Origin of the sequence: Solimonas sp. K1W22B-7, from assembly GCF_003428335.1 — a bacterium.
In the GTDB taxonomy this organism is placed as follows: domain Bacteria; phylum Pseudomonadota; class Gammaproteobacteria; order Nevskiales; family Nevskiaceae; genus Solimonas_A.
Genome location: NZ_CP031704.1, coordinates 3,129,214 through 3,154,426 on the forward strand (window position 1 = coordinate 3,129,214; position 25,213 = coordinate 3,154,426).

Annotated in this window: 26 protein-coding genes and 1 pseudogene; 14 read left to right on the top strand and 13 right to left on the bottom strand. The window is 67.0% G+C overall.

The annotated features are described in order from the left end of the window. Positions 1-2: 2 nt before the first annotated feature. The 10 genes and pseudogenes from D0B54_RS14160 (at position 3) to D0B54_RS14205 (ending at position 7,018) form a co-directional block, all read left to right on the top strand. Positions 3-896, top strand: coding sequence for a carbon-nitrogen hydrolase (locus tag D0B54_RS14160; RefSeq protein WP_117291942.1), 894 nt, complete (start codon positions 3-5; stop codon positions 894-896). Between the two features lie 85 nt (positions 897-981). Beyond that, positions 982-1,464, top strand: coding sequence for a DUF6265 family protein (locus D0B54_RS14165; RefSeq protein WP_117291943.1), 483 nt, complete (start codon positions 982-984; stop codon positions 1,462-1,464). 40 nt (positions 1,465-1,504) lie between these two features. Continuing rightward, the gene (locus tag D0B54_RS14170) at positions 1,505-2,638 is read left to right on the top strand and encodes an acyl-CoA dehydrogenase family protein (RefSeq protein WP_117291944.1); all 1,134 of its coding nucleotides are present in this window, start codon (positions 1,505-1,507) and stop codon (positions 2,636-2,638) included. Positions 2,639-2,773: 135 nt separating this feature from the next. Then, positions 2,774-3,502, top strand: coding sequence for a BPSS1780 family membrane protein (locus D0B54_RS14175; protein ID WP_117291945.1), 729 nt, complete (start codon positions 2,774-2,776; stop codon positions 3,500-3,502). A 51-nt stretch (positions 3,503-3,553) separates the two neighbouring features. After that, a complete protein-coding gene (locus D0B54_RS14180) occupies positions 3,554-3,958 on the top strand; it encodes a VOC family protein (RefSeq protein WP_117291946.1) in 405 nt (134 codons plus the stop codon). A gap of 6 nt (positions 3,959-3,964) precedes the next feature. Beyond that, positions 3,965-4,591: a carbonic anhydrase gene (locus D0B54_RS14185; RefSeq protein ID WP_117295251.1), complete on the top strand. Its 627-nt coding sequence runs from the start codon at positions 3,965-3,967 to the stop codon at positions 4,589-4,591. Positions 4,592-4,604: 13 nt separating this feature from the next. After that, on the top strand, positions 4,605-5,123 hold the full coding sequence (locus tag D0B54_RS14190; protein ID WP_117291947.1) for a GNAT family N-acetyltransferase: 519 nt from the start codon (positions 4,605-4,607) through the stop codon (positions 5,121-5,123). Next, positions 5,120-5,519 (top strand): annotated as a pseudogene (locus D0B54_RS14195) (GFA family protein). Before D0B54_RS14190 ends, D0B54_RS14195 begins: the two are co-directional and overlap by 4 nt. A gap of 66 nt (positions 5,520-5,585) precedes the next feature. After that, positions 5,586-6,248: an energy transducer TonB gene (locus D0B54_RS14200; RefSeq protein ID WP_117291949.1), complete on the top strand. Its 663-nt coding sequence runs from the start codon at positions 5,586-5,588 to the stop codon at positions 6,246-6,248. 17 nt (positions 6,249-6,265) lie between these two features. Beyond that, complete coding sequence (locus D0B54_RS14205) at positions 6,266-7,018, top strand: AAA family ATPase (protein ID WP_117291950.1); 753 nt, start codon at positions 6,266-6,268, stop codon at positions 7,016-7,018. 78 nt (positions 7,019-7,096) lie between these two features. Here D0B54_RS14205 and D0B54_RS14210 read toward each other — a convergent pair whose 3' ends face one another. From D0B54_RS14210 to D0B54_RS14240, 7 genes are all read right to left on the bottom strand, one after another. Continuing rightward, positions 7,097-7,714 carry an ABC-type transport auxiliary lipoprotein family protein gene (locus tag D0B54_RS14210; protein WP_117291951.1) on the bottom strand — a complete coding sequence of 206 codons (618 nt, stop codon included), beginning with the start codon at positions 7,712-7,714 and terminating at the stop codon, positions 7,097-7,099. Beyond that, on the bottom strand, positions 7,711-8,655 hold the full coding sequence (locus D0B54_RS14215) for an MlaD family protein (RefSeq protein ID WP_117291952.1): 945 nt from the start codon (positions 8,653-8,655) through the stop codon (positions 7,711-7,713). Before D0B54_RS14215 ends, D0B54_RS14210 begins: the two co-directional genes overlap by 4 nt. Further along, the gene (locus tag D0B54_RS14220) at positions 8,652-9,461 is read right to left on the bottom strand and encodes an ABC transporter ATP-binding protein (protein ID WP_117291953.1); all 810 of its coding nucleotides are present in this window, start codon (positions 9,459-9,461) and stop codon (positions 8,652-8,654) included. The genes D0B54_RS14215 and D0B54_RS14220 overlap by 4 nt, the downstream gene beginning before the upstream one ends. A 40-nt stretch (positions 9,462-9,501) precedes the next feature. Then, positions 9,502-10,290: an MlaE family ABC transporter permease gene (locus tag D0B54_RS14225; RefSeq protein ID WP_117291954.1), complete on the bottom strand. Its 789-nt coding sequence runs from the start codon at positions 10,288-10,290 to the stop codon at positions 9,502-9,504. An 89-nt stretch (positions 10,291-10,379) separates the two neighbouring features. After that, complete coding sequence (locus D0B54_RS14230) at positions 10,380-10,679, bottom strand: STAS domain-containing protein (protein ID WP_117291955.1); 300 nt, start codon at positions 10,677-10,679, stop codon at positions 10,380-10,382. Continuing rightward, positions 10,676-12,397, bottom strand: coding sequence for an ATP-binding SpoIIE family protein phosphatase (locus tag D0B54_RS14235; RefSeq protein WP_117291956.1), 1,722 nt, complete (start codon positions 12,395-12,397; stop codon positions 10,676-10,678). The genes D0B54_RS14230 and D0B54_RS14235 overlap by 4 nt, the downstream gene beginning before the upstream one ends. 3 nt (positions 12,398-12,400) lie before the next feature. Continuing rightward, complete coding sequence (locus tag D0B54_RS14240; RefSeq protein ID WP_117291957.1) at positions 12,401-12,844, bottom strand: hypothetical protein; 444 nt, start codon at positions 12,842-12,844, stop codon at positions 12,401-12,403. Positions 12,845-12,982: 138 nt separating this feature from the next. On the opposite strand from D0B54_RS14240, the gene ettA reads away from it, so the two are divergent. Next, the gene (ettA, locus tag D0B54_RS14245) at positions 12,983-14,647 is read left to right on the top strand and encodes an energy-dependent translational throttle protein EttA (protein ID WP_117291958.1); all 1,665 of its coding nucleotides are present in this window, start codon (positions 12,983-12,985) and stop codon (positions 14,645-14,647) included. Positions 14,648-14,749: 102 nt separating this feature from the next. Here the strand turns inward: ettA and D0B54_RS14250 are convergent, their stop codons facing one another. Then, positions 14,750-15,124 carry a hypothetical protein gene (locus tag D0B54_RS14250; RefSeq protein ID WP_162932427.1) on the bottom strand — a complete coding sequence of 125 codons (375 nt, stop codon included), beginning with the start codon at positions 15,122-15,124 and terminating at the stop codon, positions 14,750-14,752. Positions 15,125-15,137: 13 nt separating this feature from the next. Next, positions 15,138-15,422, bottom strand: coding sequence for a hypothetical protein (locus tag D0B54_RS14255; protein ID WP_117291960.1), 285 nt, complete (start codon positions 15,420-15,422; stop codon positions 15,138-15,140). A gap of 207 nt (positions 15,423-15,629) precedes the next feature. On the opposite strand from D0B54_RS14255, the gene D0B54_RS14260 reads away from it, so the two are divergent. The 3 genes from D0B54_RS14260 (at position 15,630) to D0B54_RS14270 (ending at position 22,037) form a co-directional block, all read left to right on the top strand. After that, positions 15,630-16,400, top strand: a complete 771-nt coding sequence (locus D0B54_RS14260; RefSeq protein WP_240433437.1) for an ATP-binding protein — start codon at positions 15,630-15,632, stop codon at positions 16,398-16,400. A gap of 157 nt (positions 16,401-16,557) precedes the next feature. After that, positions 16,558-19,191, top strand: a complete 2,634-nt coding sequence (locus D0B54_RS14265) for a DUF1302 domain-containing protein (protein ID WP_117291961.1) — start codon at positions 16,558-16,560, stop codon at positions 19,189-19,191. A 293-nt stretch (positions 19,192-19,484) separates the two neighbouring features. After that, the gene (locus D0B54_RS14270) at positions 19,485-22,037 is read left to right on the top strand and encodes a DUF1302 domain-containing protein (protein ID WP_117291962.1); all 2,553 of its coding nucleotides are present in this window, start codon (positions 19,485-19,487) and stop codon (positions 22,035-22,037) included. A gap of 319 nt (positions 22,038-22,356) precedes the next feature. On the opposite strand, the gene D0B54_RS14275 is transcribed toward D0B54_RS14270, so the two are convergent. Genes D0B54_RS14275 through D0B54_RS14290 form a run of 4 tightly spaced genes read right to left on the bottom strand, consistent with a single transcriptional unit; the run spans position 22,357 to position 25,192 of the window. Beyond that, positions 22,357-22,623: an acyl-CoA-binding protein gene (locus D0B54_RS14275; RefSeq protein ID WP_117291963.1), complete on the bottom strand. Its 267-nt coding sequence runs from the start codon at positions 22,621-22,623 to the stop codon at positions 22,357-22,359. Positions 22,624-22,668: 45 nt separating this feature from the next. Then, positions 22,669-23,922, bottom strand: a complete 1,254-nt coding sequence (locus D0B54_RS14280; protein ID WP_162932428.1) for a BamA/TamA family outer membrane protein — start codon at positions 23,920-23,922, stop codon at positions 22,669-22,671. Further along, complete coding sequence (locus D0B54_RS14285) at positions 23,919-24,398, bottom strand: dihydrofolate reductase (protein WP_117291965.1); 480 nt, start codon at positions 24,396-24,398, stop codon at positions 23,919-23,921. Before D0B54_RS14285 ends, D0B54_RS14280 begins: the two co-directional genes overlap by 4 nt. Next, positions 24,398-25,192 carry a thymidylate synthase gene (locus D0B54_RS14290; RefSeq protein WP_117291966.1) on the bottom strand — a complete coding sequence of 265 codons (795 nt, stop codon included), beginning with the start codon at positions 25,190-25,192 and terminating at the stop codon, positions 24,398-24,400. Before D0B54_RS14290 ends, D0B54_RS14285 begins: the two co-directional genes overlap by 1 nt. Positions 25,193-25,213: the final 21 nt, after the last annotated feature.

Consider the following 25,213-nt stretch of genomic DNA (forward strand, 5'->3'; position numbering starts at 1 on the left):
CCATGACCGCCAAGACCAAGATCCTCCGCGTCGGCCTGGTGCAGCAGAGCTGCAGCGGCGATCGCACGCCCACCGTGCAGGCCACCGAGCAGGGCATCCGCGAGGCCGCCGCGCGCGGCGCGCAGCTGGTGCTGCTGCAGGAACTGCACACCGGCCTGTACTTCTGCCAGCACGAGGACACCCGCCTGTTCGACCTGGCCGAGACCATCCCCGGCCCGTCCACCGCGCAGTTCGGCGCGCTGGCCGAGGAACTGGGCATCGTGCTGGTGACCTCCCTGTTCGAGAAGCGCGCACCGGGGCTGTATCACAACACCGCGGTGGTCTTCGACCGCAGCCGGCAGATCGCCGGCACCTACCGCAAGATGCACATCCCCGACGACCCGGGCTACTACGAGAAGTACTACTTCACGCCGGGCGACCTTGGTTTCCAGCCGATCCAGACCAGTGTCGGCAAGCTCGGCGTGCTGGTCTGCTGGGACCAGTGGTACCCGGAGGCCGCGCGCCTGATGGCCCTGGCCGGCGCGGAGCTGCTGCTCTACCCCACCGCCATCGGCTGGAATCCGCAGGACCCCATCGAAGAGCAGGGGCGCCAGCGCGACGCCTGGGTCACCATCCAGCGCGCTCATGCCGTGGCCAACGGCCTGCCGGTGCTGGTGGCCAACCGCGTCGGCTTCGAGCCCGACCCGGCCGGCCAGTGGCCGGGCTCGCAGTTCTGGGGTCACAGCTTCGTCGCCGGGCCGCAGGGCGAGTTCCTGGCCAAGGCCGGCGAACAGGCCGAGGTGCTGGTGACGGACGTGGACCTGGAACGCAGCGAAAACGTGCGCCGCTGGTGGCCGTTCCTGCGCGACCGCCGCATCGACGCCTACGGCGACCTGGTGAAGCGGTACAGAGACTAGGCGCTCACCCACCCGCGCCCTGCCTGGCCGGGCGGGTGAAGGGCGCGCCGTCACTGGTATTCTTGCGGCTTACGGGAGACCCACCATGCGTACCGTCCTCGCACTGACCCTGGCCCTGCTGGCCGCCCCTGCCCTTGCCGCCAAGCCGGCGGCAGACGAGGCCCTGCGCGTCAGCCAGTTCAAGTGGCTCACCGGCTGCTGGAGCTTCGACACCGCCGACGGCGTCTACGAGGAGCAGTGGACCACCCCCACCGGCAACAGCATGCTGGGCATGTCGCGCCGTGTCGGCGAGGGCTATACCCGCGAGTACGACTTCATGCGCCTGGTCACCAGCGGCGGTGGCGGCTTCGACTATGTCTCGCAGCAGTACGGCGGCGACGAGAGCCGCTACAACTCCAGCAGTGTCGCCGCCAGCCGCGTGGTCTTCGAGAACCCGGACCGGCCCTTCCCGCGCAAGATCTCCTACGAATTCGCCGCGCCGGACAAGCTGACCATGCGCCTGGAGGGCACCAGCGAAGGCCGCCCGATGGGCCTGAGCTTCCCGATGAAGCGCAAGACCTGCCCCTGATTTCTTCTCTTTCTGATCTGCAAAATTTCAAGGAAACATCGTGAGCAATGAACTGGAGCTGTTCCGCGACAACGTCCGCCGCTTCTTCGCCGACGAGGTCGAACCGCACTACGAGAAGTGGGAGAAGGACGGCATCCTGCCGAAGTCCCTCTACCTGAAGATGGGCGAGGCCGGACTGCTCTGCGTGGACCAGCCGGAGGAATACGGTGGCATCGGCGCACCCTTCGAGTTCTCCTGCGTGATCGTGGAGGAAGCCGCGCGCATGGGCTTCCTGGCGCTGGCCTCCAACCTCACCGTGCACTCCGACATCGCCGCGCCCTACATCCTGCACCTGGGCAGCGAGGAGCAGAAGCAGAAGTACCTGCCGCGCATGGCCTCCGGCGAATGCATCGGCGCCATCGGCATGACCGAGCCGGGCGCCGGCTCCGACCTGCAGGGCATGAAGACCAATGCCCTGCTGGACGGCGACACCTATGTCCTCAACGGCTCCAAGACCTTCATCACCAACGGCCAGAACGCCGGCGTGGTGGTGCTGGCCGCCAAGACCGACCCCAAGGCCGGCGGCAAGGGCACCACCCTGTTCACGGTCGACACCGACCTGCCCGGTTTCCAGCGCGGCCGCAACCTCGAGAAGATCGGCCTGCATTCGGCCGACACCTCCGAGCTGTTCTTCGACAACGTGCGCCTGCCCGCGTCCGCGGTGCTGGGCCGCGTCGGCGGCGGCTTCGGTCACCTGATCGACGAACTGCCGCGCGAGCGCCTGGTGCTGGCGGTCAGCGCGATCGGTCATGCCCAGGGCGCGCTGGAGAAGACCATCGAGTACACCACCACGCGCAAGGCCTTCGGCCAGCCTATCGCCAGCTTCCAGAACACCCGCTTCGAGCTGGCCAAGATCAAGACCGAGCTGGAGGTGCACCGCGCCTTCACCGAGAAGTGCGTGGCCCTGTACGCCGAGAAGAAGCTCGACGTGCCGACCGCCGCCATGGTCAAGCTCGCCACCACCGAGATGGAAGGCCGCGTCACCGATGCCTGCCTACAGCTGTTCGGCGGCTACGGCTTCATGGCCGAGTACCCGATCTCGCGCTACTGGGCCGATGCGCGCATCCAGCGCATCTACGGCGGCACCTCGGAAATCATGAAGGAAGTGATCGCGCGCTCGCTGGTCGGGCGCTGAGCTTCGGTTGCACGAAGGGGCGCGGCGGCTGCCGCGCCCTTTTTTGTGCCCCACTGCTCCCTGGCGGCTTGCGGCTCACGCCGCCTCGGGTAGCATGTCCCTGCATCTGCACCATCCATCACCGGGGTACTCGAAATGTCCGATGAAGCTTTCCGCAGGGTTTCAGCCGATCGCGGCCTGGCCTGGATCATCGAAGGATTCGATCTCTTCAAGCAGGCCCCGCTGCTCTGGATCGGCATGCTCGTGCTCTGGGTCATCGCCGCCTTCCTGGTGTCCATTGTCCCCGTGCTGGGTTCCCTGGCCGTCAACCTGTGCTTCGCCGCGGTCATGGGCGGCTTCCTGCTGGGCGCCCATGAGCAGAGCGAGGGCCGCCCCCTGAGCTTCGACACGCTGCTGGCGGGCTTCAGGCCGCCGCACCTGGAGCCCTTGCTGCTGCTCGGCCTGGCCTACCTCCTGATCGGGCTGGCCGTTGCAGCGGTCGCGGTCGTCCTGGGATTCCTGCTGGTCGGCAGCGCGGTATTCTCCGGCAACATGCAGGACCTGCACCTGGGCGTCGGCGTCATCGTCTGGCTGATCATGGCGCTGCTGATGTTCATGGTCTTCTCCCTGGCCACCTGGTTCGCGCCAGGACTGATCGTGTTCCGTGGCTACAAGGTGATCGACGCCCTGAAGCTCAGTTTCGCCGCCGCGCTGGGCAACCTGGGCGCGCTGGCCGTGACCGGCCTGGTGGGCATCGGCATTGTCCTGGTGGCGATGATCCCCTTCGGCCTGGGCATGCTGGTCGCGCTCCCGGTGTTCCTCGCCTCCAGCTATCGCTGCTATCGCGATATCTTCGGAGCTGGAGCAGCGCCGGCGGTCAAGTAAAGCCACAGGCCGGGCCCGCGTGTCGCCCAGCGGACAGCGGCCGGGAATCGCATGGATTTCCTGATCAACCTGGATGTCGACGATCTGGACAAGGCCGTGGCCTTCTACTCGGCCGCCTTCGGCCTGGAGCCGGCCCGGCGGCTCGGCCAGGACGGCTGCGAGATGCTGGGTGGACCGGCGCCGATCTGGCTGCTGCAGAAGCCGGCGGGCTCCCCCGCTTCGGGTACCATGGGCGAAACGCGGCGCTACGGGCGCCACTGGACACCGGTTCACCTGGATTTCGTCACCGAGGACATCGACGATTCGGTGCGGCGGGCGCAAGCGGCCGGGGCCATGCTGGAGCAGCCCGTCTCGACGCATGCCTGGGGCCGGCTGGCATTGATGGCCGATCCCTTCGGACACGGGTATTGCTTCCTGCAGTTCCTCGGACGGGGTTATGACGAAATCGCGGGGTAAATGGACTTGAACACGGCCAGGGAGGCCCTGCGACGGCTGCAGGAGGGCAACCGGCGCTTCGTTTCCGGCGAGCGCAGCACCGACGCGGTTGCCGAGGCGATCCGCCGCAACCAGCTGGCGAACGGCCAGGAGCCGTTCGCGATCATCCTCGGCTGCTCGGACTCGCGCGTCCCTTCCGAGATCGTCTTCGACCAGGGCCTGGGCGACCTGTTCGTGATCCGCGTGGCCGGCAACATCGTGGCGCCGACGCAGATCGGCAGCGTGGAGTTCGCCGCGGAAAAATTCGGCACGCGGCTGGTGGTGGTGATGGGCCACACCTGCTGCGGCGCGGTGGAGGCCACGGTGGACGAGCTGAGCCGGCCCGAGGGCAAGCAGTCGCTCAACCTGCGAACCATCGTTGACCGCATCCGCCCCTCCGTTTCGCCGCTGATGAACTCGCCGCTGCGGCACGACCGCCCGGCGCTGCTGCGCGCGGCGGTGCGCGCCAACGTCCAGGTGTCAGCCAGCCATCTGCGTCACGGCTCGGAAATCCTCGAGAACCTGATCCGCAGGGATGGCCTGCTGGTGGTGGGCGCCGAGTACTCGATCGAGACCGGCGAGGTCGACTTCTTCGACGGCCTGCCGTCGCCTTAGGGAAGGGCCCGTCATGCTGATCCGCGCATATCGTCCCGGTGAAGAGGCGGCACTGCGCGAGGTCTTCCGCTCCTCGGTGCACCAGCGCGCCAGCCGCGATTACTCGCCGGAGCAGTTGGAAGCCTGGGCACCGCGCGAATACGACAAGGACTGGTGGAACCGGCGCATCCATGGCAACCGTCCCTTCGTCGCCGAGGTCGACGGCCGCATCGCCGGCTATGCCGACCTGCAGGACTCCGGCTACATCGACCAGTTCTTCGTCGCCGGCGGCCACACCGGCCGCGGCGTGGGCAGCGCCCTGATGCGGTACCTGCTGGCAGAGGCGGCGCGCAAGCGCATCGGCGCGCTGTTCGCCGACGTCAGCCTCACCGCCGAGCCTTTCTTCGCCCGCCACGGTTTCGTGGTGGAGACACGCCGGCAGGTGGTGGTGCGCGGCGTGACCCTGGCCAATGCGCGCATGCGCCGCGCGCCGATGGAACTCCCGGTGGCGCGCACGGCCCAATACCGGCAGGAAAAGGAGAACCGGGCATGAGTCACAAGGGCAGCTGTCACTGCGGTGCGATCCGCTTCGAGGTGGAGGGTTCGTTCGAGCAGGTCTAGGGCCTGTCAGCGCTACCGCGATCGCAGCGATTGCGGTAGCGCTGACAGGCCCTTGTGCAACTGCTCGCACTGCAGCCGCAAGGGCTACCTGCCGTGGTTAGTGCCGCGGGCACAGCTGAAGCTGGAGAGCCCGGCGCAGTCGCTGGGCACCTACACCTTCAACCGCCACGTGATCCAGCACCACTTCTGCACCCGCTGCGGCTGTGCTCCCTTCGGCTTCGGCAAGATGCCGGACGGCTCCGAGACGGCGGCGGTCAATGTCCGCTGCCTGGAGGAGGTCGACCTGGCGACGATCCCGCGCAAGGCCGCCGACGGGCGCTCGTTCTGAAACCAGTCACCTGATCGGGCGCGGCCGCCGTGGCATCATGCGGCGATCTTCACAGGCCCCGAAACGATGCGATTGCTGCCCCTCCTGCTGCTCGGCTTTGCCTGCGCCGCCACCGCGCAGGGCACCCTGCCGCCTCCCGTTCTCCCGCCGGCCACGCCGCCGCCGGTGGTCAATGCGCCGCCGCTGTACCCGGACTCGGAGCGCATCGCCGGCCACGAGGGTCGCGTAATGCTCGACGTGCAGGTGCTGCCGGACGGCGGCGTCAGCGGCCTGACCATCTCGCAGAGTTCCGGCTACCCGGCGCTGGACCAGGCGGCGCTGGACGCGGTGCGGCAGTGGCGTTTCCGGCCGGCGCGGGGCCCTGACGGAGTGCCGGTGCCCGGCCGCCTGCGCCTGCCGGTGGATTTCCGCCTGCCTGAACGGCCGGCGCCGGACAGCGGCTCGGCAAACGTCATGGCCATGCTCAAGCAGCCCTGCTCGAAGCTGACGGCCGACGTGGCCGCGTTCCGCGCCGGCACCCCCTGGCGCAGCCTCTCCGACATGCCGACCTTCCAGGCCACCGGCGGCCTGCTCGCCTCCGCGGCCAGCGGCAAGAGCCCCGAGGTGCTGGCACGACTGACGCAGAATCTCCCGACCCTCTACGAGCAGATCGCCACGGCCTGCCTGCAGCAGCCGGAAGCGGTCTACGAGAACATGGTGGCCGAGGTCACGCGGCGCCTGATGAAGTAGTGCCGCGAGATTTCGTGATGGAAGCCCTCCCCTATCTGCGGCAAGTCGAGTTCCGGCGCAAGGAAGTAGCCGACCTGTCGGCGTATCCCTTCTGCCTGCCCGTCGTCACCGGCCTGCAGACCCTGCAGTTCCATCCCGCCGTCACCTTCCTGGTCGGCGAGAACGGCTCCGGCAAGTCCACCCTGATTGAGGCCCTGGCGCTGGTGATGGGCCTGAACTCCGAGGGCGGCAACCGCAACACCAGCTTCGCCACCGAAACCACACACTCCGAGCTCTGGCGCTACCTCAAGCCGGTCAAGAGCTTCAAGCGGCCGAAAGACTGGTACTTCCTCAGGGCGGAGAGCTTCTACAACGTCGCCAGCTACATGGACAGCATCATGCCGGCCGGCATGCAGGGCTACGGCGGCAAGTCGCTGCACCGGCAATCCCATGGCGAATCCTTCATGGCGGTACTGGCGCAAAAGCTGCACGGCGGCGGGCTCTACCTCTTCGACGAGCCCGAGGCCGCACTGTCGCCGACGCGGCAGTTGTCCGCCCTGGTGGAGATCCACCGGCTGGTGCAGGCACAGTCGCAGTTCATCATCGCGACGCACTCGCCGATCCTGCTCAGTTACCCGAACGCGAAGATCCTGCAGATCGGTCCCGCGGGCCTGCAGGAAGTCGCCTACACCGATACCGAGCACTACCAGGTCACGCGCGGCTTCCTCAACCGGCACGAGCGGATGCTGGAGGAACTCCTGGGCGCAGGCCTGGAAGCGGATGAGTCATAGCCCGGCGACGACCCGCTCCCGATCCTGCGCGCAGGATTCGCGATCCGTCATGCCGACGGAAGCCGGCATGACGATGCACTAGGGCGTCGCGACAGGATCCAGAGGCCCGGCACCCGAAACCAGCGCCGGCTGCAGCGTCCAGAGTTCACGGGCAAGCTGCGCGTAGGCCTCGCCGGCCAGCTGGCTCACGGCGGCGACGTAGCGGTCCGGCGAGTCGTCCGCGAGCGGGCGCTGGCCTTCCAGCGTAAGGGTGCGCAGCGGGCGGCCGTCGCGATCGTTGATCAGCACTTCCAGCGACAGCACCGCGCGGCGCTCGCCCTCGATCTGCATTTCCATCTGGCGGATCGTGGGGTGCAGCGAGACGTCGCCGCGCACCCGGTTGCCGGGGGTGTAGACCTCGGTGGCGCCGGCCGCCCGCAGCGCATCGATCAGCGCGCCATGCAGTTCCAGCGCCGGCGACTCGGCCCAGAAGTGGCGGTAGTACTGGCGCATCGCCGGGCCGCGCGCCCATAGCAGCGGGCGCTCGCCGTACACCCCTGGCGCGGTGAAAGGCATCACCACGACACGCGGGGCGAAGACGCCCAGCGCCTGTGGCGGCGAAGGCTGCAGACGGTAGTAGACCTCCTGCGGCGGGGTCGGCACGGACAGGCAACCGGCCAGCAGGGCTGCCAGGGCGAGCAGCAACAGGGTTCTCATGGCTTCTTCTCCAGCTCGGACGGCGGGCCGTCTTCGCGCGGCGGTTCGGGCGCCCGCAGCAGCGTGCCGGGGCTGCGCCGGATCTGTCGGCTGAACTCCTGCAGGTTGCGTGTGCTGGTCTCGAGGTTCTGCGCGACGCCCTCGGAGCGCCGCGACATGCTCTCGATGGTCAGGCGCAGTTCGCGCAGCGCCACCAGCACATCGGGGGCCGCCTGCTCGAGCTGACGGCTGCCGTTGCGCAGGCTCAGCAGGGTCTGGTCGGCATGGTCGATCGTGCGGCCCAGGGCCTCGACGCGCTGCGGCGACAGCAGCCGGTCGGCGCGCGCGCTGACGCGCTCGAGGTGGCCGAGGATCGTCGGCACATCCCTGGAGGCGGCAACCATCACCTTGTTGCTGTTCTGCGCCAGCGGGCGGATGTCCTCCTGCAGGATCGTGCCCAGCAGCGTCACCTGGCGGTTGAGGTTCTGCAGCAGCGGCAGCAGGGCCTGCTCGGTCAGCTCGTCGATATTGCCGGTGACGCTGGCAACGCTGGACATCAGGCCGCCCATGCCGCCGGCGGTGATGGTGGCGCCCGGCTCCAGGGCCTTGGGGCTGCTGCCGGCGGAGATCTCGATGGTCTGCGGCGCCAGCACGCCGCTGGCGGTGGAGCGCGCGATGCTGTCGGAGGGAATCTTCCAGCCCTCGGTCACCGACATGCGCACACGGAAGCGCATCTGGCCCTGCTGCACGTAAGGCTCGACCTCTTCCACCTGCCCCACCGGGTAGCCCTCGAACAGCACCTTGGAACCGAACTTGAGGCCGCTGACGTTGGCGTAGACCGTGTAGTAGGTGTCGGTGCTGCCGGTGCGCCCCGCCAGCACCGCCAGCGTCAGCACCAGGCTGACCAGGCCCAGCAGCACGAAGCCGCCGACCATCGCCAGGTTCCACTTGCTGTTGATCATGCCGTCGCTCCGCTGCTCACCGGTCCGCCGGTGAGGCGCTTCAGGTATTCCTCGGGATTGAGTTCCAGCGGCTGGATACGGCGGTTGAGCAGCGCCTGCACGCGCTCGCTGCCGCTGGCCTTGACCTCGGCCACGGTACCGCAGACCAGCATGTCGCCGTGATCCAGAACGGCGATGCGGTCGGCGATCTTGAAGGCGCTTTCCAGTTCGTGCGTCACCACCACCAGGCTCATGCCGGTGGCGTCGCGCAGTTTCAGGATCAGTTCGTCCAGCGAGGCCGCCACCACCGGGTCGAGGCCGGCGCTGGGTTCGTCGAGGAACAGCAGGCGCGGATCCATGATGATGGCGCGCGCCATCGCGGCACGCTTGATCATGCCGCCGGACAGTTGCGCCGGCATCAACTGCTCGCAGCCGGCCAGGTTCACGATGTCGAGCTTGAGCCGCATCATGATCTGCATGGTCGACAGGTCCAGGCGCGTGTGCTCGCGCAGCGGCAGCATGACGTTGTCGCCCACCGTCATGGAACTGAACAGCGCGCCGCCCTGGAAGGCCACGCCCATCTTGCGGCGCAGCTCCACCAGTCGCTGCGGGCCGATGGTGTTGATGTCCTCGCCGAGCAGGCGGATGACGCCGGAGTGCGGCTGCTGCAGGCCCAGCAGGTGGCGCAGCAGCGTGCTCTTGCCGGAACCCGAGCCCCCCATGATCACCATGATCTCGCCGGCCTGCACTTCCAGGTCGATACCCTTGATCACGGTGCGCTCGCCGTAGCGTGCCACCAGCTTCTCCACCTCGACGATGGCGGTCATCGCGTCACCAGGAAGGTGTTGGCGTTGATTGTTTTCACTTTTATCTTGTGACCAGGAAAGTGAAAATCATGTCCGTGACAACGATGGCGGAGATCGCGTGCACCACCGAGCGCGTGGTCATGCGGCCGACGCCCTCGGCACCGCCGCTGACCCCCAGGCCGTTGACCACGCCCACCAGGGTGATGAGCACGCCGAACAGCGCGCTCTTGCCGATGCCGTGCAGGATGTCGTCGTTGGACAGGAACTGGCGCAACTCGCCGAGGTAGGCGGTGAACGACAGGCCCAGTTCCAGCGACACGTAGATGCCGGCGCCGAGCAGGGCCACCATGTCGGCGTACCAGGTCAGCAGCGGCACCATCAGCAGCATCGCCACCAGCGCCGGCGCCACCAGGTAGCGCACCGGGTTGATGCCGATCACCGTGAGCGCGCTGATCTCCTCGTTGATCTTCATGGTGCCCAGGCGCGCGGCCAGGGCCGAGCCGGAGCGGCCGGCGACCAGGATGCCGGTGATCAGCGGCGCGAACTCGCGCGTCACCGACAGCGCGATGCCGACGGTGACCTGGCTTTCGGCGCCGAAGATGCTGAGCGTATGGATGCCCTGGATCGCCACCATGGCGCCGATGGCGAAGCTCAGCACGGTGACGATGGGGATGGCGCGCAGGCCGATGTCGACGCATTGCAGCAGTACCGCGGACATGCGCACCGGCTGGCGCCGCCGCGTGCCGGTGAGCAGCCAGCCGACGCTTTCCAGGAACAGCACGGCCGCCAACCCCAGCTCGGTGATGCCGGCCAGCGTGTTGCGTCCGATCGTCTCCGCTGCATTGCGCATCAGATTCCCAGGCTTTCAGTCCGCAAATGAACGCAAATGAACGCGAATACAAGCTCTAGTATTTGCGTTCATTTGCGGACTGCATAGCGTTAAAGGATACGGAAGACCTTGTCCAGCCTGGCCAGCGCCAGCACCTTCTGCACCGCCCCGCCGACGCGCACCAGCGAAAACTCGTGCCCGGCGGTCTTGGCCCTCTGGAAGGCTTCGACCAGGCTGGCAATGCCGGAGGAGTCCATGTAGCTCACCCCGCCCATGTCCACCACCACCGGCAGGCCCTTGTCGACCGCCTTCAGCAGCGTCTGGCGCGCCAGCGGCGAGGTCTCCAGGTCGATGTCGCCGGTGAGGAACACCGTGGCGGCGCCACCGTCCTCGCTGATGCGGAAAGTCATTCCTGCTCCCCCTTGGTCTTTGCAGCCAGGCGCTTGGCCAGCGCCAGGCGGTTGCCGGCGCCGCGCGGCGGGCGCAGGTATTTCATGCTGTCGGTCAGCGCCGACATGAAGAAGGTCCCCAGCCCGCCGGGCCGTACCTCGTCCAGCGGCCGGCCCTTGCACTCATCCTGTTTCACCGGCGGGGCGAAGTCCACCAGTTCCACCGTCAGGCGGTCGCCGCCGCGGCGCACGGTCAGGTCGATACGGCCGTCCTCGCGGTCGCGGTAGCCGTGGCGGATGATGTTCTGGCAGGCCTCGTCCACCGCCAGCACCAGTTCCTGCGCCGCCTCGGCGGCCATGCCGGCCTTGCCGGCGATATCGGCCACCAGGTGCCGGATGACCTTGAGCTGGGCGGCCTCCGCGGCAAAGGACTGGTGCAGCAGCAGGTCGCGCCGCGCGCGCCGCGGCGCCCTGCCCTCCACCACCAGCAGGGTGATGTCGTCGCGCAGGTCGGCGCCGTCCGGCGCCAGCGAATTGGCCAGGGCGTGGACGCGCTCGGCCAGCGGCAGGCCGGCGTAGTCCGCGATCAGGGCCTGGATGCCCTCGGCACCGCGCATGGCGCCGTCGGCGTCGCGGCTCTCGGTGCAACCGTCGGTGTAGAGGTACAGGCTGCCGCCGTCGAGGCGCAGCGTGGTCTCGGGGTAGACGCCGCCCTCGGGCGCGACGATGCCCAGCGGCGGCTCCTCCGCGGGGAACGAGTGGCAGCGGCCGTTGCGGTCGCGCCAGACCGGCGGCTCGTGGCCGGCATTGGCGAAGCGCACGGTATGGGTCCGCGGATCGTAGATGCCCACCACCATGGTCACGAACATGCCCTGCGCCATGGTCTCCATCAGCTCGGCACCGATGCGCGCCAGCAGCTTGCCGGGCTTGCGCATCTCCTTGGCCGAACTGCGGAACAGCGTCGCCGCCTTGACCGCCACCAGGGCGGCGTTCATGCCCTTGCCGGAGACGTCGGCCAGGGCGAAGGCGATGCTGCCGCCGACCAGGGGCAGCACATCGTAGAAGTCGCCGGAGACGCCGCGCGCCGGCAGGTTGACGCCGCAGACCCATTCGCTGGCGGCGGTATCCCTGGGCAGCAGCGCCCGCTGCACGCTGGCCGCCAACTCCAGCTCGCGCCGGGTGCGCGCCTGCTCCACCTGCGCCTGCATCAGGCGGCCGTTGACCAGGGCCAGGGCGGCGGCATTGGCCAGCGTGGCCAGGGCCTCGCAGTCGCGTTCGTTGAACAGGTTGTCGCAATCGCGGCGGTTGATCACCTCCACCGCGCCCAGGCGCTGGCCCTTGACGCTGAGCGGGGCGCAGAGGATCGAGCGCACCTGGTAGTTCATCTGCGCCGAGGGCGGCACGAAGTCGGGGTCCTTGCGGGTGTCGGCGACCAGCTGCGGCTCGTCGAGCTGCACCGCGCGGCCGACGATGCCGCTGCCCAGCGGCAGGGACAGGCCGGTGATGTCGCTGGGGCCGACGCAGGCCTGGCAGACCAGCCGCGCCCTGGGATCGCCTTCAACACCCTCCAGCAGGAACAGCGAGGCCGACTCGGCGTTCATCACCTCGGCGATCCGGGACAGCGCCCGCCGCACCATCGACACTTCGATGTCGAGGCTGGCGAAATCCTCCAGCAGCTCGGCGAACAGCGAGAGGTAGTCAGGCCCGGTCTGCGCCCCGGCCGGCGCCTCGGGCGTCATCCCCTATTCCTTGCCGGGCGCTTCCGGCGCGGCGTCCGGATCGGCCGGGATCTCTGCATCTGCCTTGGGCTTGGCCTTGATCTCGTCGGGGTCCACCAGCTTGTTGACCTTCAGCTCCGGCGGCAGCTGCCACTCGCCCAGGTCGTGCCCGGCGGCGCGCATCTTCTTGGCCATCTTGTACAGCTGGCGGTCGTTGCCCTTGGTGCCGGTGAAGCTGCCCGGTCGCGTCACCATGACCTGGAACTGCTCCAGGATGCGGCCACGGTCGGACACGACGTTGCCGCTGCTGACCCGGGACTGGGCCCATTTCTGGGCGGTGATGAACTCGTCCATGGCGACGATCATGGCGCCGCCACCGTCGATCACGATCATGGCGATCTCGCCCTGCTTGGCGATGCGGGCGCGCTGGGCGAAGGCTTCGAACAGGGTTTTCTGCTTGGTGGACATCCGGTTTTCCTGGCTCCCGCCGTCCGGGCGGGTGGGGTCTGTGCCCGATATTGACCCGCTGACCGCCAAAAGGCCATTTCAGTCCCCGGCGGCGGCGGACCGGGTAGAATTGCCGCCTTTCCAGCGAACACCCCGAAAATGTCCCAGTACGTCTACACCATGAACCGGGTCGGCAAGATCGTGCCGCCCAAGAAGGAAATCCTTCGCGACATCTCCCTGTCGTTCTTCCCCGGCGCCAAGATCGGCGTGCTGGGCTACAACGGCGCCGGCAAGTCCACGCTGCTGAAGATCATGGCCGGCATCGACAAGGACATCGTCGGCGAAGCCCGGCCGATGCCGGGGCTCAAGATCGGCTACCTGCCGCAGGAACCCAAGCTGGACCCGGACAAGAACGTCCGCGGCAATGTCGAGGAGGCGCTGGGCGAGCTGCTCAAGCTCAAGTCCGACCTCGAGGCGGTCTACGCCGCCTACGCCGAGGAGAACGCCGACTTCGACAAGCTGGCCGCCCGCCAGGCCGACCTGGAGTCCCAGATCGCCGCCGCCGATGCCGAGAACATCGACCTGATCCTCAACAAGGCCGCCGAGGCCCTGAACCTGCCGCCCTGGGAAGCCGACGTCAGCAAGCTCTCCGGTGGTGAGCGCCGTCGCGTGGCCCTGTGCCGCCTGCTGCTGTCCAAGCCGGACATGATCCTGCTGGACGAGCCCACCAACCACCTCGACGCCGAGTCGGTGGCCTGGCTGGAGAAGTTCCTCAAGGACTTCCCGGGCACGATCATCGCGGTCACCCATGACCGCTACTTCCTCGACAACGTCGCCGGCTGGATCCTGGAGCTGGACCGCGGCCACGGCATCCCCTGGCAGGGCAACTACTCGTCCTGGCTGGACCAGAAGGACAAGCGCCTGGAAACGGAGCAGAAGCAGGAAGATGCCCGCTCCAAGGCGATCAAGGAAGAGCTCGAGTGGGTGCGCAAGAACCCCAAGGGCCGCCAGGCCAAGAGCAAGGCGCGCATCAAGGCCTTCGAGGAACTGTCCTCGCAGGAATACCAGAAGCGCAGCGAGACCAAGGACCTCTACATCCCGCCGGGCCAGCGCCTGGGCGACCTGGTGGTCGAGGTCAGCAACCTCGGCAAGAAGTTCGGCGACCGCACGCTGTACGAAGGCGTGAGCTTCAAGGTACCGCGCGGCGCCATCGTCGGCATCATCGGCGCCAACGGCATGGGCAAGACCACGCTGTTCCGCATTCTCACCGGCCAGGACAAGGACTACCAGGGCGACGTCAGGATCGGCGAGTCGGTGCAGTTCGCCTACGTCGACCAGAGCCGCGATGCGCTGAACGGCGACAACAGCGTGTTCAAGGAAATCTCCGGCGGCCTGGACATCCTGCGCGTCGGCAACTTCGAAATGCCCTCGCGCGCCTACATCGGCCGCTTCAACTTCAAGGGCGAGTCGCAGCAGAAGCGCGTCAAGGAACTCTCGGGCGGCGAACGCAACCGCCTGCACCTGGCCAAGATGCTGCTGCAGGGCGGCAACGTGCTGCTGCTTGACGAACCGACCAACGACCTCGACGTGGAAACCCTGCGCGCGCTGGAGGAAGGGATCCTCGACTTCCCGGGCTGCGCCATGGTGATCTCGCATGACCGCTGGTTCCTCGACCGCGTCGCCACCCACATCCTCGCCTTCGAGGATTCCGGCGAAGTGACCTGGCTCGAGGGCAACTACCGCGAGTACGAAGAAGACTTCCGCCGCCGCACCGGCTCCGAGCCGGGCGTCAACCGTCGGTCGCGTCACAAGAAGCTGGCTTGAACCAGGCTTCGGCAGCCGCGGCGTGACGCGGTTCGCGCAGTACGATATGAAGGGCCGCATAGACTGCGGCCCTTCTTTTTTCCAGAGATTCTTCCGGGACTCTTACTCGCTGAACAGCTTGCTGATGCCGTAAAGCACCAGCAGGCCGACGCCGGCGGTGAACACCAGGATCTGGATCTGAAATGGGACGATGATCTTCCTCGCCCACGGCGTCACCGGATTCTGCTCAGTTCCGGAGGACAGCACGTCGGTGATCGCCAGTTGCGTCCAGACGCCCACGCCGGTCGTAGCCAGCAGCGCCAGCCACGACAGTGCGAGCAGCCATTTCTCGCACAGCGTCGAAGGCGAAAACAGCGTTGCATCGCCAGCCTTGACGTTGACCAGCGCGGCGCAAAACGCAACGAGCGCCGTCGATAGCGTGATCAATAGCTTGGAGGTCTCGCTGGCCTGCGCAAATCCCTTTTCGACGAAGTCCATGGACTCATCCATGCTACTTGAACGGATATACGGGGCAGACCTTCTCGCTCGCCGCCGGCACGCTGCCTTCATGCAGCATGGACTCCTTGTTTTCCTGGGCCAGTTGCAGAGCCATGGCGACGATGCGCAGTAGGTTGGCGACGGCCTCTGGGCGCCTTTCCGTCTCAACCCGCCCGAAGCCGGCGTCGACCAACCCAACCAGCTGTTCCGGTGAATGCGGGCTGACCTCAAGACCAGCCAGGGACGCAGCCAGCAGATAAATGGATTTCACCGCAGAACGCGCTTCTACTTGCTCCATGATCAGGCCTCCTCGTACGTGGAAACGAACCGCGGTCGCCAACAGGCAGAATCAATGCGCAAAGGATGCTGCCCCCATCGCGCACACCGCACAACCTGAATGGACCATCAGGTCCGCAACCCGCCGTGTGGCCCGTACTCCACAGGCTGACGCGCCGCGAAGGGGCACGTAACATGGCGAGCCCATTTCACATTTGCACGGACGCCCATGAGCCCCACCCCTGCCGCCCTGCCCCCCGCCCTGGCCTACCGCTGGCGCCATGGCGCCCTGCAGCCGCTGGAGTTCGTGCAGCAGCTGCCGCCGGACCAGCTGCTGGCGGTGGACCGCCAGAAGCTGGCGCTGATGCGCAATACCGAGCGCTTCGTGCGCGGCCTGCCGGCCAACCATGCGCTGCTGACCGGCGCCCGCGGCACCGGCAAGTCCTCGATGGTCAAGGCCATGCTGGCGGCTTACGCCGCCGAGGGGCTGCGCCTGGTGGAAGTGCCGCCGCATGACCTGATCGACCTGCCCGAGATCGTGGCGCCGCTGCGCGGGCACCCGGAGCGCTTCGTGCTGTACGTGGACGACTTCTCGGTGGCGGCCAGCGACCCGGCCCTGACGGCGCTCAAGACCGCGCTGGACGGCGGTGTCGAGGAGCCGGCCGAGAACGTGCTGATCTACGCCACCAGCAACCGCCGCCACCTGATGCCGGAACTGCGCAGCGACAACGCGGAGTACCACTGGGTGAACGACGAACTGCACCCTGGCGAATCCACCGAGGAGAAGATCGCCCTGTCCGAACGCTTCGGACTGTGGCTGTCGTTCCAGCCCTTCAACCAGGACCAGTACCTGGACCTGGTGCGCCTGCACCTGCGCCAGTTGGGACACGAGGCCTGGGACGAGGAAACCGAGAAACTGGCGCTGCGCTGGGCACTGAACCGCGCCTCGCGTTCGGGCCGCGTGGCCCGGCAATTCGCAAGGGACTGGGCCGGCACGTAGGGCCTGGGCCCTGACAGGCGGCGACAAACTGAAAAACATCTGTTAGCAGCCTGAAAACTGGCTAGAATCCGCGCATCAGGGGCCAGCGTCGCCGCAACTTATAAGCGGCTGTTCATCAATCAGGCCCCGCGTGGTTCTTTTTGATGAGGAGATTCGAATGGCGTCAGCCCCCCTGCGGCGTGCGGCATTGCCCGCCCTTGCCTTTGCCGGCCTGCTGGCCGTCACCCCCGCCTCGGCGCTGAACATCAGCCTGTTCGATGGCCAGGTCGAGGGTGTGCTCAACACCGCGATCACCTACGGCGCCGCCTGGCGCATGGAGGACCGCAATCCGGACCTGATCGGCAAGTCCAACATCAACCCGGATCTCTGCACGGGGCAGTACCAGTCCTGCCAGGCGCTGTTCAAGGACCAGATCTACCCGTCGCAGCGGCTGAGCAATGCGCCCGGCGCATTCAGCATGCGCAACGACGACGGCGACATCAACTACGACAAGCACGACGTGATACAGCAGGTCGGAAAGATCACCCAGGACATCAACCTGACCTGGGGCGAGTACGGCTTCTTCGCGCGCTGGCTGGCGTTCTATGACTTCACCAACAATGATTTCACGGAGCAGCATCCGAACCGCATCACCCGGGAAAACGTCGGCCAGGTCGGCATCGCCGGCGACGACCAGGTCTCCAACCGCTACTTCGCCAACAGCCGCGTCTACGGCCCCGGCGGCCGCGTCCGCAACCAGCGCAACGACGGCGAGGTCCTGCGCCAGGTCGGCACCGACCTGCAGTGGCTGGACGCCAACTTCTACGGCCGCCTGCCGCTCTGGGGCGAAAAGGAACTGAGCTTCAAGATCGGCCGCCAGACCGTGAACTGGGGCGAATCCACGCTGATGGTGATCAACTCGGTCAACCAGGCCCAGCCGGTCAACGCCAACAACCTCTACCGCGTCGGCTTCCAGGTGGAAGAGGTCTTCACGCCGATCGCGTCGATCTTCGGCAGCATGGAGCTGTTCGAGAACGCCACGGTCGAGGCCTACTACCAGCTGGAATGGCAGCCGGTCGAAGCGCCCGCACCGGGCAGCTTCTTCGGCTTCGTCGATCTCGGCACCAACAACGCCGGCGACAACCCCAACCTCAGCTTCGGCGGCTCGGCCGAAGATCCCTACCGCGCCTACCGCGGTGACAGCGCCGCCACGCAGACCGGCTACCTCGACAACCCGCTGACCCTGGTCACGCCGACCTCGGCCACGATCTTCCGCGACAAGGACAAGGAAGCGCGCGACAGCGGCCAGTACGGACTGGCGTTCAAGTACTACGCCGAGAACTTCAACAGCGGTACGGAGTTCGGCTTCTACTTCATGAACTACCACTCGAAGCTGCCCTACGTCAGCTTCATGTCCACCGACGCGTCCTGCGCGCGCCGCGAGGGCAACCCGGACGGCATCGACGTGCACAACACGCTGGAGTACATCAACGCCTGCCGCGACAACCCGGTCTTCACCAACGGCCTGAGCATCGACCCGGACTCGCCCAGCGCGCAACTGCTGGCCGACGCCCTGCCGCTGATCCTGTCCAATCCCATCGGCATCGGCGGCGACGTCGGCGTCACCGGCCAGAGCCCGGTGGCGGTGCTGGCACAGCTGCTGGCCGGCGCACCGGTGCTGCTCACCGGCGGCAACCCCAACGCCACCGGCACCACCCGCTCCGCGGTGGCGCTGGATACGGCCCGCATCTTCTTCGAGTACCCCGAAGACCTGAAGATGTTCGGCGCCAGCTTCAACACCACGGTCGGCGACTTCTCGATCCAGGGTGAGGTGGCCTACCGCCCGGATGCGCCGCTGCAGGTGGCGGTCGCCGACCTGTCGCTGGCGGCCGCCGGCCCCACGCTGACGCGTTGCCATGACCCGAACCTGAACTGCGCCGGCTCCACCGGCGGCGGCTCCGGCTTCGACGAGAACGGCAACCGCATCATCTACGGCTCCAGCGACTTCATCGACGAGACCGGCACCAACCCCTACCAGGACACGGTCAACATCCTGCTGGGTCACGGCCCGGGCTCGGCGCGCGCCTTCCCGAACTTCGTCATCCCCTACCGCGGCGGCGTGGTCGGCGAGAACCCGCCGAACAGCTACATCCGCGGCTACGAGGAGTTCGACACCTTCCAGTTCAACTTCGGCTTCACCCAGGTGCTGGGCGCCACCGACAATCCCTTCGGCGCGGACCAGATCCAGCTGGTGGGCGAATTCGGCGCGGTCTGGATCCCGGACCTGCCGGGACTGGACGAACTGCAGATCGAGGCGCCCGGCATCTACACCAGTGCCACGGCGGGCGCCGATGGTTCGGGCTTCAAGCTGAAGGACCCGGCCCTGCCCTACAACCCGACGACCAACCCCTACCTGCCCGTGGGCGGCCGCGCCCAGGCCTGCTCGACCAACCCGACCTGCAACTACGGTCCGGACGGCCTGCGCTTCAACCCCCATCAGGCCGACCTCGGCGACTTCGTCGACAAGCTCTCCTGGGGCTACAAGATCATCACGATCGTGAAGTACGAGAGCGTCGCTCCCGGCATCAGCCTGCAGCCCTTCATCATCTGGAGCCACGACGTCAACGGCACCGGCCCGGGCCCGGCGGAGAACTTCGTCCAGGGCCGCAAGCAGGTGCTGGCCAACCTCGAAACCCGCTACAAGGAAGCGATCTCCTTCACCGTGGGCTACGGCTGGTTCTTCGGCGGCGGCAACAACAACCTGTACAGCGACCGCGACTTCGCGCAGGCCTTCGTGCGCTACCAGTTCTGAGAAGCAACTTTTGTAGCAAAAAGCCCGCTACGGCGGGCTTTTTGTTTTGCGCGCTATTGAGGCCTTGATGACGCCATCCATGGCGAGACTTCAGCTCGCCCAGCCAGCCCCTGCCCGGCCATCCATGGCCGGGCGTTCGGCGACGCAGGCGATGCGATTCAACGCATCGCCTGCGTCGCCTCACCCGCCCATGGCGGGCCTTCTGTTTTGTGGCTCTCCGCATCGTTAAGATGACGCCCAACGACGACCGGGTTCCATGAAGGGCCCGGCATTACTCCGACGAGGTACGCCCCATGAAAAACTGCCACAAGCAGTTCCCCCGCATCGTCCCCGCGCTGCTGGCACTGGCCTGCGCCGCACCGGCACAGGCCATCACCTTCGATTTCGCCGACGGCGAAATCACCGGCGTGCTCAACACCGCCATCACCGCCGGCAGCGCCTGGCGCATGGAAGACCGCGCCGCCGACCTGGTGGGCAAGTCCAACCTCGATCCGGACCTCTGCGGTGGGCGCTACCAGTCCTGTCAGGGCCTGTTCAAGGAACAGATCTACCCGGCGCAGCACCTGGCCGCCGCACCGGGCCAGTTCAGCATGCGCAACGACGACGGCAACCTGAACTACGACCAGGGCGACATGGTGCAGGGCGTGGCCAAGATCACCCAGGACCTGACGCTGAACTGGCATGGCTTCGGCTTCTTCGCGCGCTGGCTGGCCTTCCACGACTTCGTCAACAACGATTTCACCGAGACGCACCCCAATCTCATCACGCCGGAGAACGTCGAGCGCGTCGCCACCACCGGCAACGCCGAGTCCAACCACTTCTTCACGCGGGTCTACGGCAAGGGCGAGCGCGTGCGCAGCAAGCGCCGCGAAGGCGAAGTGCTGAACCAGGTCGGCAGCGACCTGCAGTGGCTGGACTTCAACATCTCCGGCCGCCTGCCGCTCTGGGGCGAAAAGGACATGAGCTTCAAGATCGGCCGCCAGACCGTGAACTGGGGCGAGTCCACGCTGATGGTGATCAACTCGGTCAACCAGGCCCAGCCGGTCAACGCCAACAACCTCTACCGCGTCGGCTTCACGGTGGAGGAAGTGTTCACGCCGGTGGGCTCGGTGTTCGCCAGCATGGACCTGTTCGAGAACGCCACCCTCGAAGCCTACTACCAGTTCGAGTGGCAGCCGGTGGAAGCGCCGGCACCGGGCAGCTACTTCGGCTTCGCCGACATCGGCACCAACAACGCGGTCGACAACCTCAACCTGACCTTCGGCACCTCGCCGGACGATCCTGACCGCGCCTTCGCCGGTGCCAATGCCCGCGAGCAGCTCGGTTACCTCGACAACCCGCTGACGCTGATCACGCCGACCACCACCACCTTCCAGCGCGGCAAGGACCGCGAGGCCAGCGACCAGGGCCAGTTCGGCATCGCCTTCAAGTACTACGCGGAGAACCTCGGCAACGGCACCGAGCTCGGCTTCTACTTCATGAACTACCACTCGAAGCTGCCCTACGTCAGCTTCATGTCGTCCGCGGCCTCCTGCGCGCGCGCCGAAGGCAACGCGCTGGGGATCAACGCCACCAGCACCAGCACGTTCCTGCAGGCCTGCCCCAACGTGCCGGTGACCACCAATCTCAGCGCCACGCTGCGCCTCACCGGCGACGCCCTGGCCCTGGGCCTGGCCAACCCGGCGATCCTGGCGGACCTGGGCCTGGCCAATCTTGCCGGCCTGGGCGAACTGCTCACCGGCCAGCCGGGCCAGCCGCATTCCAACGCCATCGCCCTGGATTCGCCGATACCGTTCTTCGAGTACCCGGAGAACCTGAAGATGATCGGCTTCAGCTTCAACACCACGCTGGGCGACCTTTCCGTGCAGGGTGAAGTCGCGTATCGCCCCGACCAGCCGCTGCAGGTCGCGGTGACCGACCTCGCCTTCGCCGCCCTGGGCCCGACGCTGACGCGCTGCCACGACCAGAGCCTGGGCTGCCTCGGCTCGCGCGGCGGCAATGGCTTCGACGAGAACGGCAACTTCGCGCCGCAGTACGGCAGCAGCGACTTCACCGACGCCAACGGCAACATCGTCTATCGCGACACCGTCAACCTGCTGGTGGGCCACGTGCCGGGCTCGGCGCGCGCCTTCCCGAACTTCGTCATCCCCTACCGCGGCGGCGTGGTCGGCGAGAATGCGCCGAACAGCTATATCCGCGGCTACGAGGAATTCGACACCCTGCAGTTCAACCTGGGCTTCACCCAGGTGCTCGGTGCCACCGACAATCCCTTCGGTGCCGACCAGATCCAGGTCGTGGGCGAGTTCGGCGCCGTCTGGGTCCCCAACCTGCCCTCGCTGGACCAGCTGCAGATCGAGGCTCCCGGCGTGTACACCCACGCCAGCGCCGGCGCCGACGGCAGCGGCGCCGACGGCTCGCAGCAGGCCTGCTCCACCAACCCGAGCTGCACGGTCAACTACGACGCCAACGGCGACGGCGACTACGACGACGAAGGCGACGTCTTCGGCGACGGCCTGCGCTTCAACCCGCACCAGGCCGATCTCAGCGACTTCGTCGACAAGTTCTCCTGGGGCTACAAGATCATCACGATCGTGAAGTACGAAAGCGTGGCGCCGGGCATCAGCCTGCAGCCCTTCATCGTCTGGAGCCACGACGTCAACGGCACCGGCCCCGGCCCGGCGGAAAACTTCGTCAAGGGCCGCAAGCAGGTGCTGGCGAACCTGGAGACGCGCTACAAGGAAGCGATCTCCTTCACCGTGGGCTACGGCTGGTTCTTCGGCGGCGGCAACAACAACCTGTACCGCGATCGCGACTTTGCGCAGGCGTTCGTGCGGTACCAGTTCTGAGGATTGCGGCGAGCTGCGGACGCAGGCTCTCCTTCGACTATTTTATGCCTGCCTCGACGGAACTCCCAACGGAGTTCCGTTTTTGTTTGGGGCGGAAAATCTTCGGCTGCGAAGAAATTGCGACAACCTGTAGGGTGCGCACCGCGCACCGTTGATCCTGATGAACCCTGCTCCGCGTGCGCGATGCGCAGCCTACAAGTTGAGGAGGCACGGCGCGTCCCTCGATACACCGCTGCGCGGCACTCGGGATGAACGGTTCGGTTACTGGAAAACAAGGAAGGCGGCCAATGGCCGGCTTCCTTGGATGCCCTCTTTGCTGCTACTTGTGCGTCTTCAGCAGCGAAGCCACCTTGTCGATGTACTGCTGCTGCGCCTTGTCCGCCGACGTGCCCTTGAGCTTGGCCCAGGCGTCGTACTTGGCGCGGCCGATCATGTCGAGCATGCCGGGGCGGCTGCCCTTCACGTCGCCGTCGTTGGCCTGCTTGAACAAGGAGTACAGGGCCAGGAAATCGTCGTTGCTGGGACGCTTGGTGATGGTCTTGACGTCGATCTGGGCCTGGGCGAAGGCGGCCTTGAGGTCTGCCATGTGCTTCTCCTGATAGTTTTGGGTGACGGCGTTTCTTATAGCAGTTCAGACCCCGCCGGCAAAGAACCTCGTCCCGCCGCTGTCGCCGACCGGAATCGCCACTCCCGCCTCGATCTCGACGTTGACGAACCAGCTCAGGCGCAGGCGCAGGCCGGCGCCGACACTGGTGTAGATCCGGCTGAGGCTGAAGTCCTGGGGCCGCTCGAAGGCGTTGCCGGCCTCGGCGATCAATACCCAGCGCAGCCAGCGCCAGTGCAGCGGCCGCGCGAACTCGGCGGAAACCCGGTAGACCGCGTCGCCCTCGACGAACTCCTTGTCGTAGCCGCGCAGCAGGCTGTCGCCACCGAGAAAGTAGGCGTCGTTTTCCGGCGGCCCGTCGATACGGGCGCCCAGTTCGGCGATCAGGTGCAGGGTCTGGTGATCGGTCGCTCCCACGTGCATGTAGCGCGCGTAGCGACCGTTGTAGGTGAGGAAGCCGTAGTCCGAGGCCAGGCCGTCGACCGCCCCCTGCAGCGAACTGCGGAAGCTGACGCCCTCTTCGCTGTAGATATGCAGGTGCAGATCGCGGTAGCTCAGGGTGGCGAAGGGCGCGGTCGCCGAGCCGTAGGCCGGCGGAGCGCCGGGCCCATCGGTTTCCTGGTTGAGCCAGCCCAGGCCGGCGCCGGCACTCCAGCCCTGGCTGGGCGGGCCGCTGTCGGACAGGCTGCGGGATACGCCCAGGCTCAGGCTCTGCAGGGTCTCCTCGTAGCTGCCGCCACCGGCCAGGTCGGTCGGCTTCACCACCTCGCTGGCGGACACGCCGACGCTGTAGCGGCTGTCGAACACCTGCGGTGCGCTGTAGCTGAAGGCATGGTTGGTCTGCAGGCCGACGCCGGCCTCGTTGGTGTCCTCCCGCTCCCAGATCACGCGCAGCGTGTGATCCAGGCCCCAGAGGTTGTTCCATTGCAGCTGGGCGCCGTAGCTGTACTCGCCGCCAGCCTTGGCGTCGACCCGCGGCGTCGGCAGGATGTACCAGCGCTCGCGGACCTTGAACACCAGGCGCACGCCGCCCTCCACGGGCTCCTCGCGCACGCTGACAGTCTTGAACAGGCCCAGGTCCTGGATCGCCTGGCGGCTGCGTTCCACCTGCGCAGCGTCGGCCGGGTCGCCGACCGCGATCGGCAGTTCGCGCAGCAGGGTGCGCGGCTGGGTGGTGTCGTTACCCTCGAAGGCGATCTCGCGCACGGTCTGCGCCGGCGCCTCCTGCGCCTGCACCGTGGTGCAGGCCAGCAGCAGGAGCAACGCGCCGGCGGCCTTCACCGTCGCTCGTGGCAGACGAAGCTGTAGGCGCAGGCATGCTGCGCATCGGCCGGGTGATCCTCGCGGGCGGTCTCGCGCCACCCGGCGGGATCGAACTCCGGGAACCAGGCGTCGCCCTCGAAGCGGCCATGCACCTCGGTGAGGTACATGCGCCGCACCCGCGGCAGGGCCTGGCGGTACAGCTCGGCACCGCCGATCACGACCAGCTCCTTTCCTGCTGCCGCGGAAAACGCTTGGTCGAGGTCATGGAACACGCGGGCGCCGGCGGGAGCAAAAGCCGGGTCGCGGGTCAGCACCCAGTTGTCGCGCTGCGGCAGCGGCCGCCCCAGCGAATCCCAGGTCTTGCGGCCCATCAGCACGATCTTGTCCAGCGTGCTGCGCTTGAAGTACTTCAGGTCGTTGGGCAGGCGCCAGGGCAGCGCGTTGTCGCGGCCGATCAGGCGGTTGTCGTCCATCGCCGCGATCAGGGAGATCATCAGACTGCGACGGGCGCCTTGATATGCGGCATCGGGTCGTACTCGCTCAGCACGAAGTCCTCGAAGCGGAAGGCGAAGATGTCCTTCACGTCGGGGTTCAGCGTCATCTTCGGCAGTGCGCGCGGCGTGCGCGACAGCTGCTCGCGGGTCTGCTCGAGGTGATTGCTGTAGAGGTGGCAGTCGCCGCCGGTCCAGACGAACTCGCCGGGCTGCAGGTCCGTCACCTGCGCCACCATCAGCAGCAGCAGCGCGTAGGAGGCGATGTTGAAGGGCACGCCGAGGAAGATGTCGGCGCTGCGCTGGTAGAGCTGGCAGGACAGCTTGCCGTTGGCGACGTAGAACTGGAAGAAGGCATGGCAGGGCATCAGCGCCATCCGGTCGAGTTCGCCGACGTTCCAGGCCGAGACGATCAGGCGGCGCGAGTCCGGGTTCTTGCGGATCTGCGCGATGACGTCGCTGATCTGGTCGATGTGGCGGCCATCCGGCGCCACCCAGTCGCGCCACTGCTTGCCATAGACCGGCCCCAGTTCACCCTCGGGGCTGGCCCATTCGTCCCAGATCGAAACGCCGTTTTCCTTGAGGTAGGCGGTGTTGGTCTCGCCCTTCAGGAACCACAGCAGCTCGTGCAGGATCGAGCGCAGGTGCAGCTTCTTGGTGGTCAGCAGCGGGAAGCCCTGCGCCAGGTCGAAGCGCATCTGGTAGCCGAACACGGAGCGCGTGCCGGTGCCGGTGCGGTCGGACTTCTCGGCACCGTGCTCCAGCACGTGGCGCATCAGGTCCTGGTACTGCTTCATCTTGCGACCTCCAGGTTCACG

Bases quoted from the DNA above. Each gene is read 5' to 3' on its own strand.
- D0B54_RS14190 (WP_117291947.1), top strand. From the start codon at position 4,605: ATGCTGATCCGCGCATATCGTCCCGGTGAAGAGGCGGCACTGCGCGAG.
- D0B54_RS14180 (WP_117291946.1), top strand. From the start codon at position 3,554: ATGGATTTCCTGATCAACCTGGATGTCGACGATCTGGACAAGGCCGTG.
- D0B54_RS14240 (WP_117291957.1), bottom strand. From the start codon at position 12,844: ATGTCCACCAAGCAGAAAACCCTGTTCGAAGCCTTCGCCCAGCGCGCC.
- D0B54_RS14160 (WP_117291942.1), top strand. From the start codon at position 3: ATGACCGCCAAGACCAAGATCCTCCGCGTCGGCCTGGTGCAGCAGAGC.
- D0B54_RS14250 (WP_162932427.1), bottom strand. From the start codon at position 15,124: ATGGACTTCGTCGAAAAGGGATTTGCGCAGGCCAGCGAGACCTCCAAG.
- D0B54_RS14230 (WP_117291955.1), bottom strand. From the start codon at position 10,679: ATGACTTTCCGCATCAGCGAGGACGGTGGCGCCGCCACGGTGTTCCTC.
- D0B54_RS14290 (WP_117291966.1), bottom strand. From the start codon at position 25,192: ATGAAGCAGTACCAGGACCTGATGCGCCACGTGCTGGAGCACGGTGCC.
- D0B54_RS14265 (WP_117291961.1), top strand. From the start codon at position 16,558: ATGGCGTCAGCCCCCCTGCGGCGTGCGGCATTGCCCGCCCTTGCCTTT.
- D0B54_RS14225 (WP_117291954.1), bottom strand. From the start codon at position 10,290: ATGCGCAATGCAGCGGAGACGATCGGACGCAACACGCTGGCCGGCATC.
- D0B54_RS14165 (WP_117291943.1), top strand. From the start codon at position 982: ATGCGTACCGTCCTCGCACTGACCCTGGCCCTGCTGGCCGCCCCTGCC.
- D0B54_RS14270 (WP_117291962.1), top strand. From the start codon at position 19,485: ATGAAAAACTGCCACAAGCAGTTCCCCCGCATCGTCCCCGCGCTGCTG.
- D0B54_RS14255 (WP_117291960.1), bottom strand. From the start codon at position 15,422: ATGGAGCAAGTAGAAGCGCGTTCTGCGGTGAAATCCATTTATCTGCTG.
- D0B54_RS14285 (WP_117291965.1), bottom strand. From the start codon at position 24,398: ATGATCTCCCTGATCGCGGCGATGGACGACAACCGCCTGATCGGCCGC.
- ettA (WP_117291958.1), top strand. From the start codon at position 12,983: ATGTCCCAGTACGTCTACACCATGAACCGGGTCGGCAAGATCGTGCCG.
- D0B54_RS14220 (WP_117291953.1), bottom strand. From the start codon at position 9,461: ATGACCGCCATCGTCGAGGTGGAGAAGCTGGTGGCACGCTACGGCGAG.
- D0B54_RS14205 (WP_117291950.1), top strand. From the start codon at position 6,266: ATGGAAGCCCTCCCCTATCTGCGGCAAGTCGAGTTCCGGCGCAAGGAA.
- D0B54_RS14200 (WP_117291949.1), top strand. From the start codon at position 5,586: ATGCGATTGCTGCCCCTCCTGCTGCTCGGCTTTGCCTGCGCCGCCACC.
- D0B54_RS14210 (WP_117291951.1), bottom strand. From the start codon at position 7,714: ATGAGAACCCTGTTGCTGCTCGCCCTGGCAGCCCTGCTGGCCGGTTGC.
- D0B54_RS14275 (WP_117291963.1), bottom strand. From the start codon at position 22,623: ATGGCAGACCTCAAGGCCGCCTTCGCCCAGGCCCAGATCGACGTCAAG.
- D0B54_RS14215 (WP_117291952.1), bottom strand. From the start codon at position 8,655: ATGATCAACAGCAAGTGGAACCTGGCGATGGTCGGCGGCTTCGTGCTG.
- D0B54_RS14260 (WP_240433437.1), top strand. From the start codon at position 15,630: ATGAGCCCCACCCCTGCCGCCCTGCCCCCCGCCCTGGCCTACCGCTGG.
- D0B54_RS14235 (WP_117291956.1), bottom strand. From the start codon at position 12,397: ATGACGCCCGAGGCGCCGGCCGGGGCGCAGACCGGGCCTGACTACCTC.
- D0B54_RS14175 (WP_117291945.1), top strand. From the start codon at position 2,774: ATGTCCGATGAAGCTTTCCGCAGGGTTTCAGCCGATCGCGGCCTGGCC.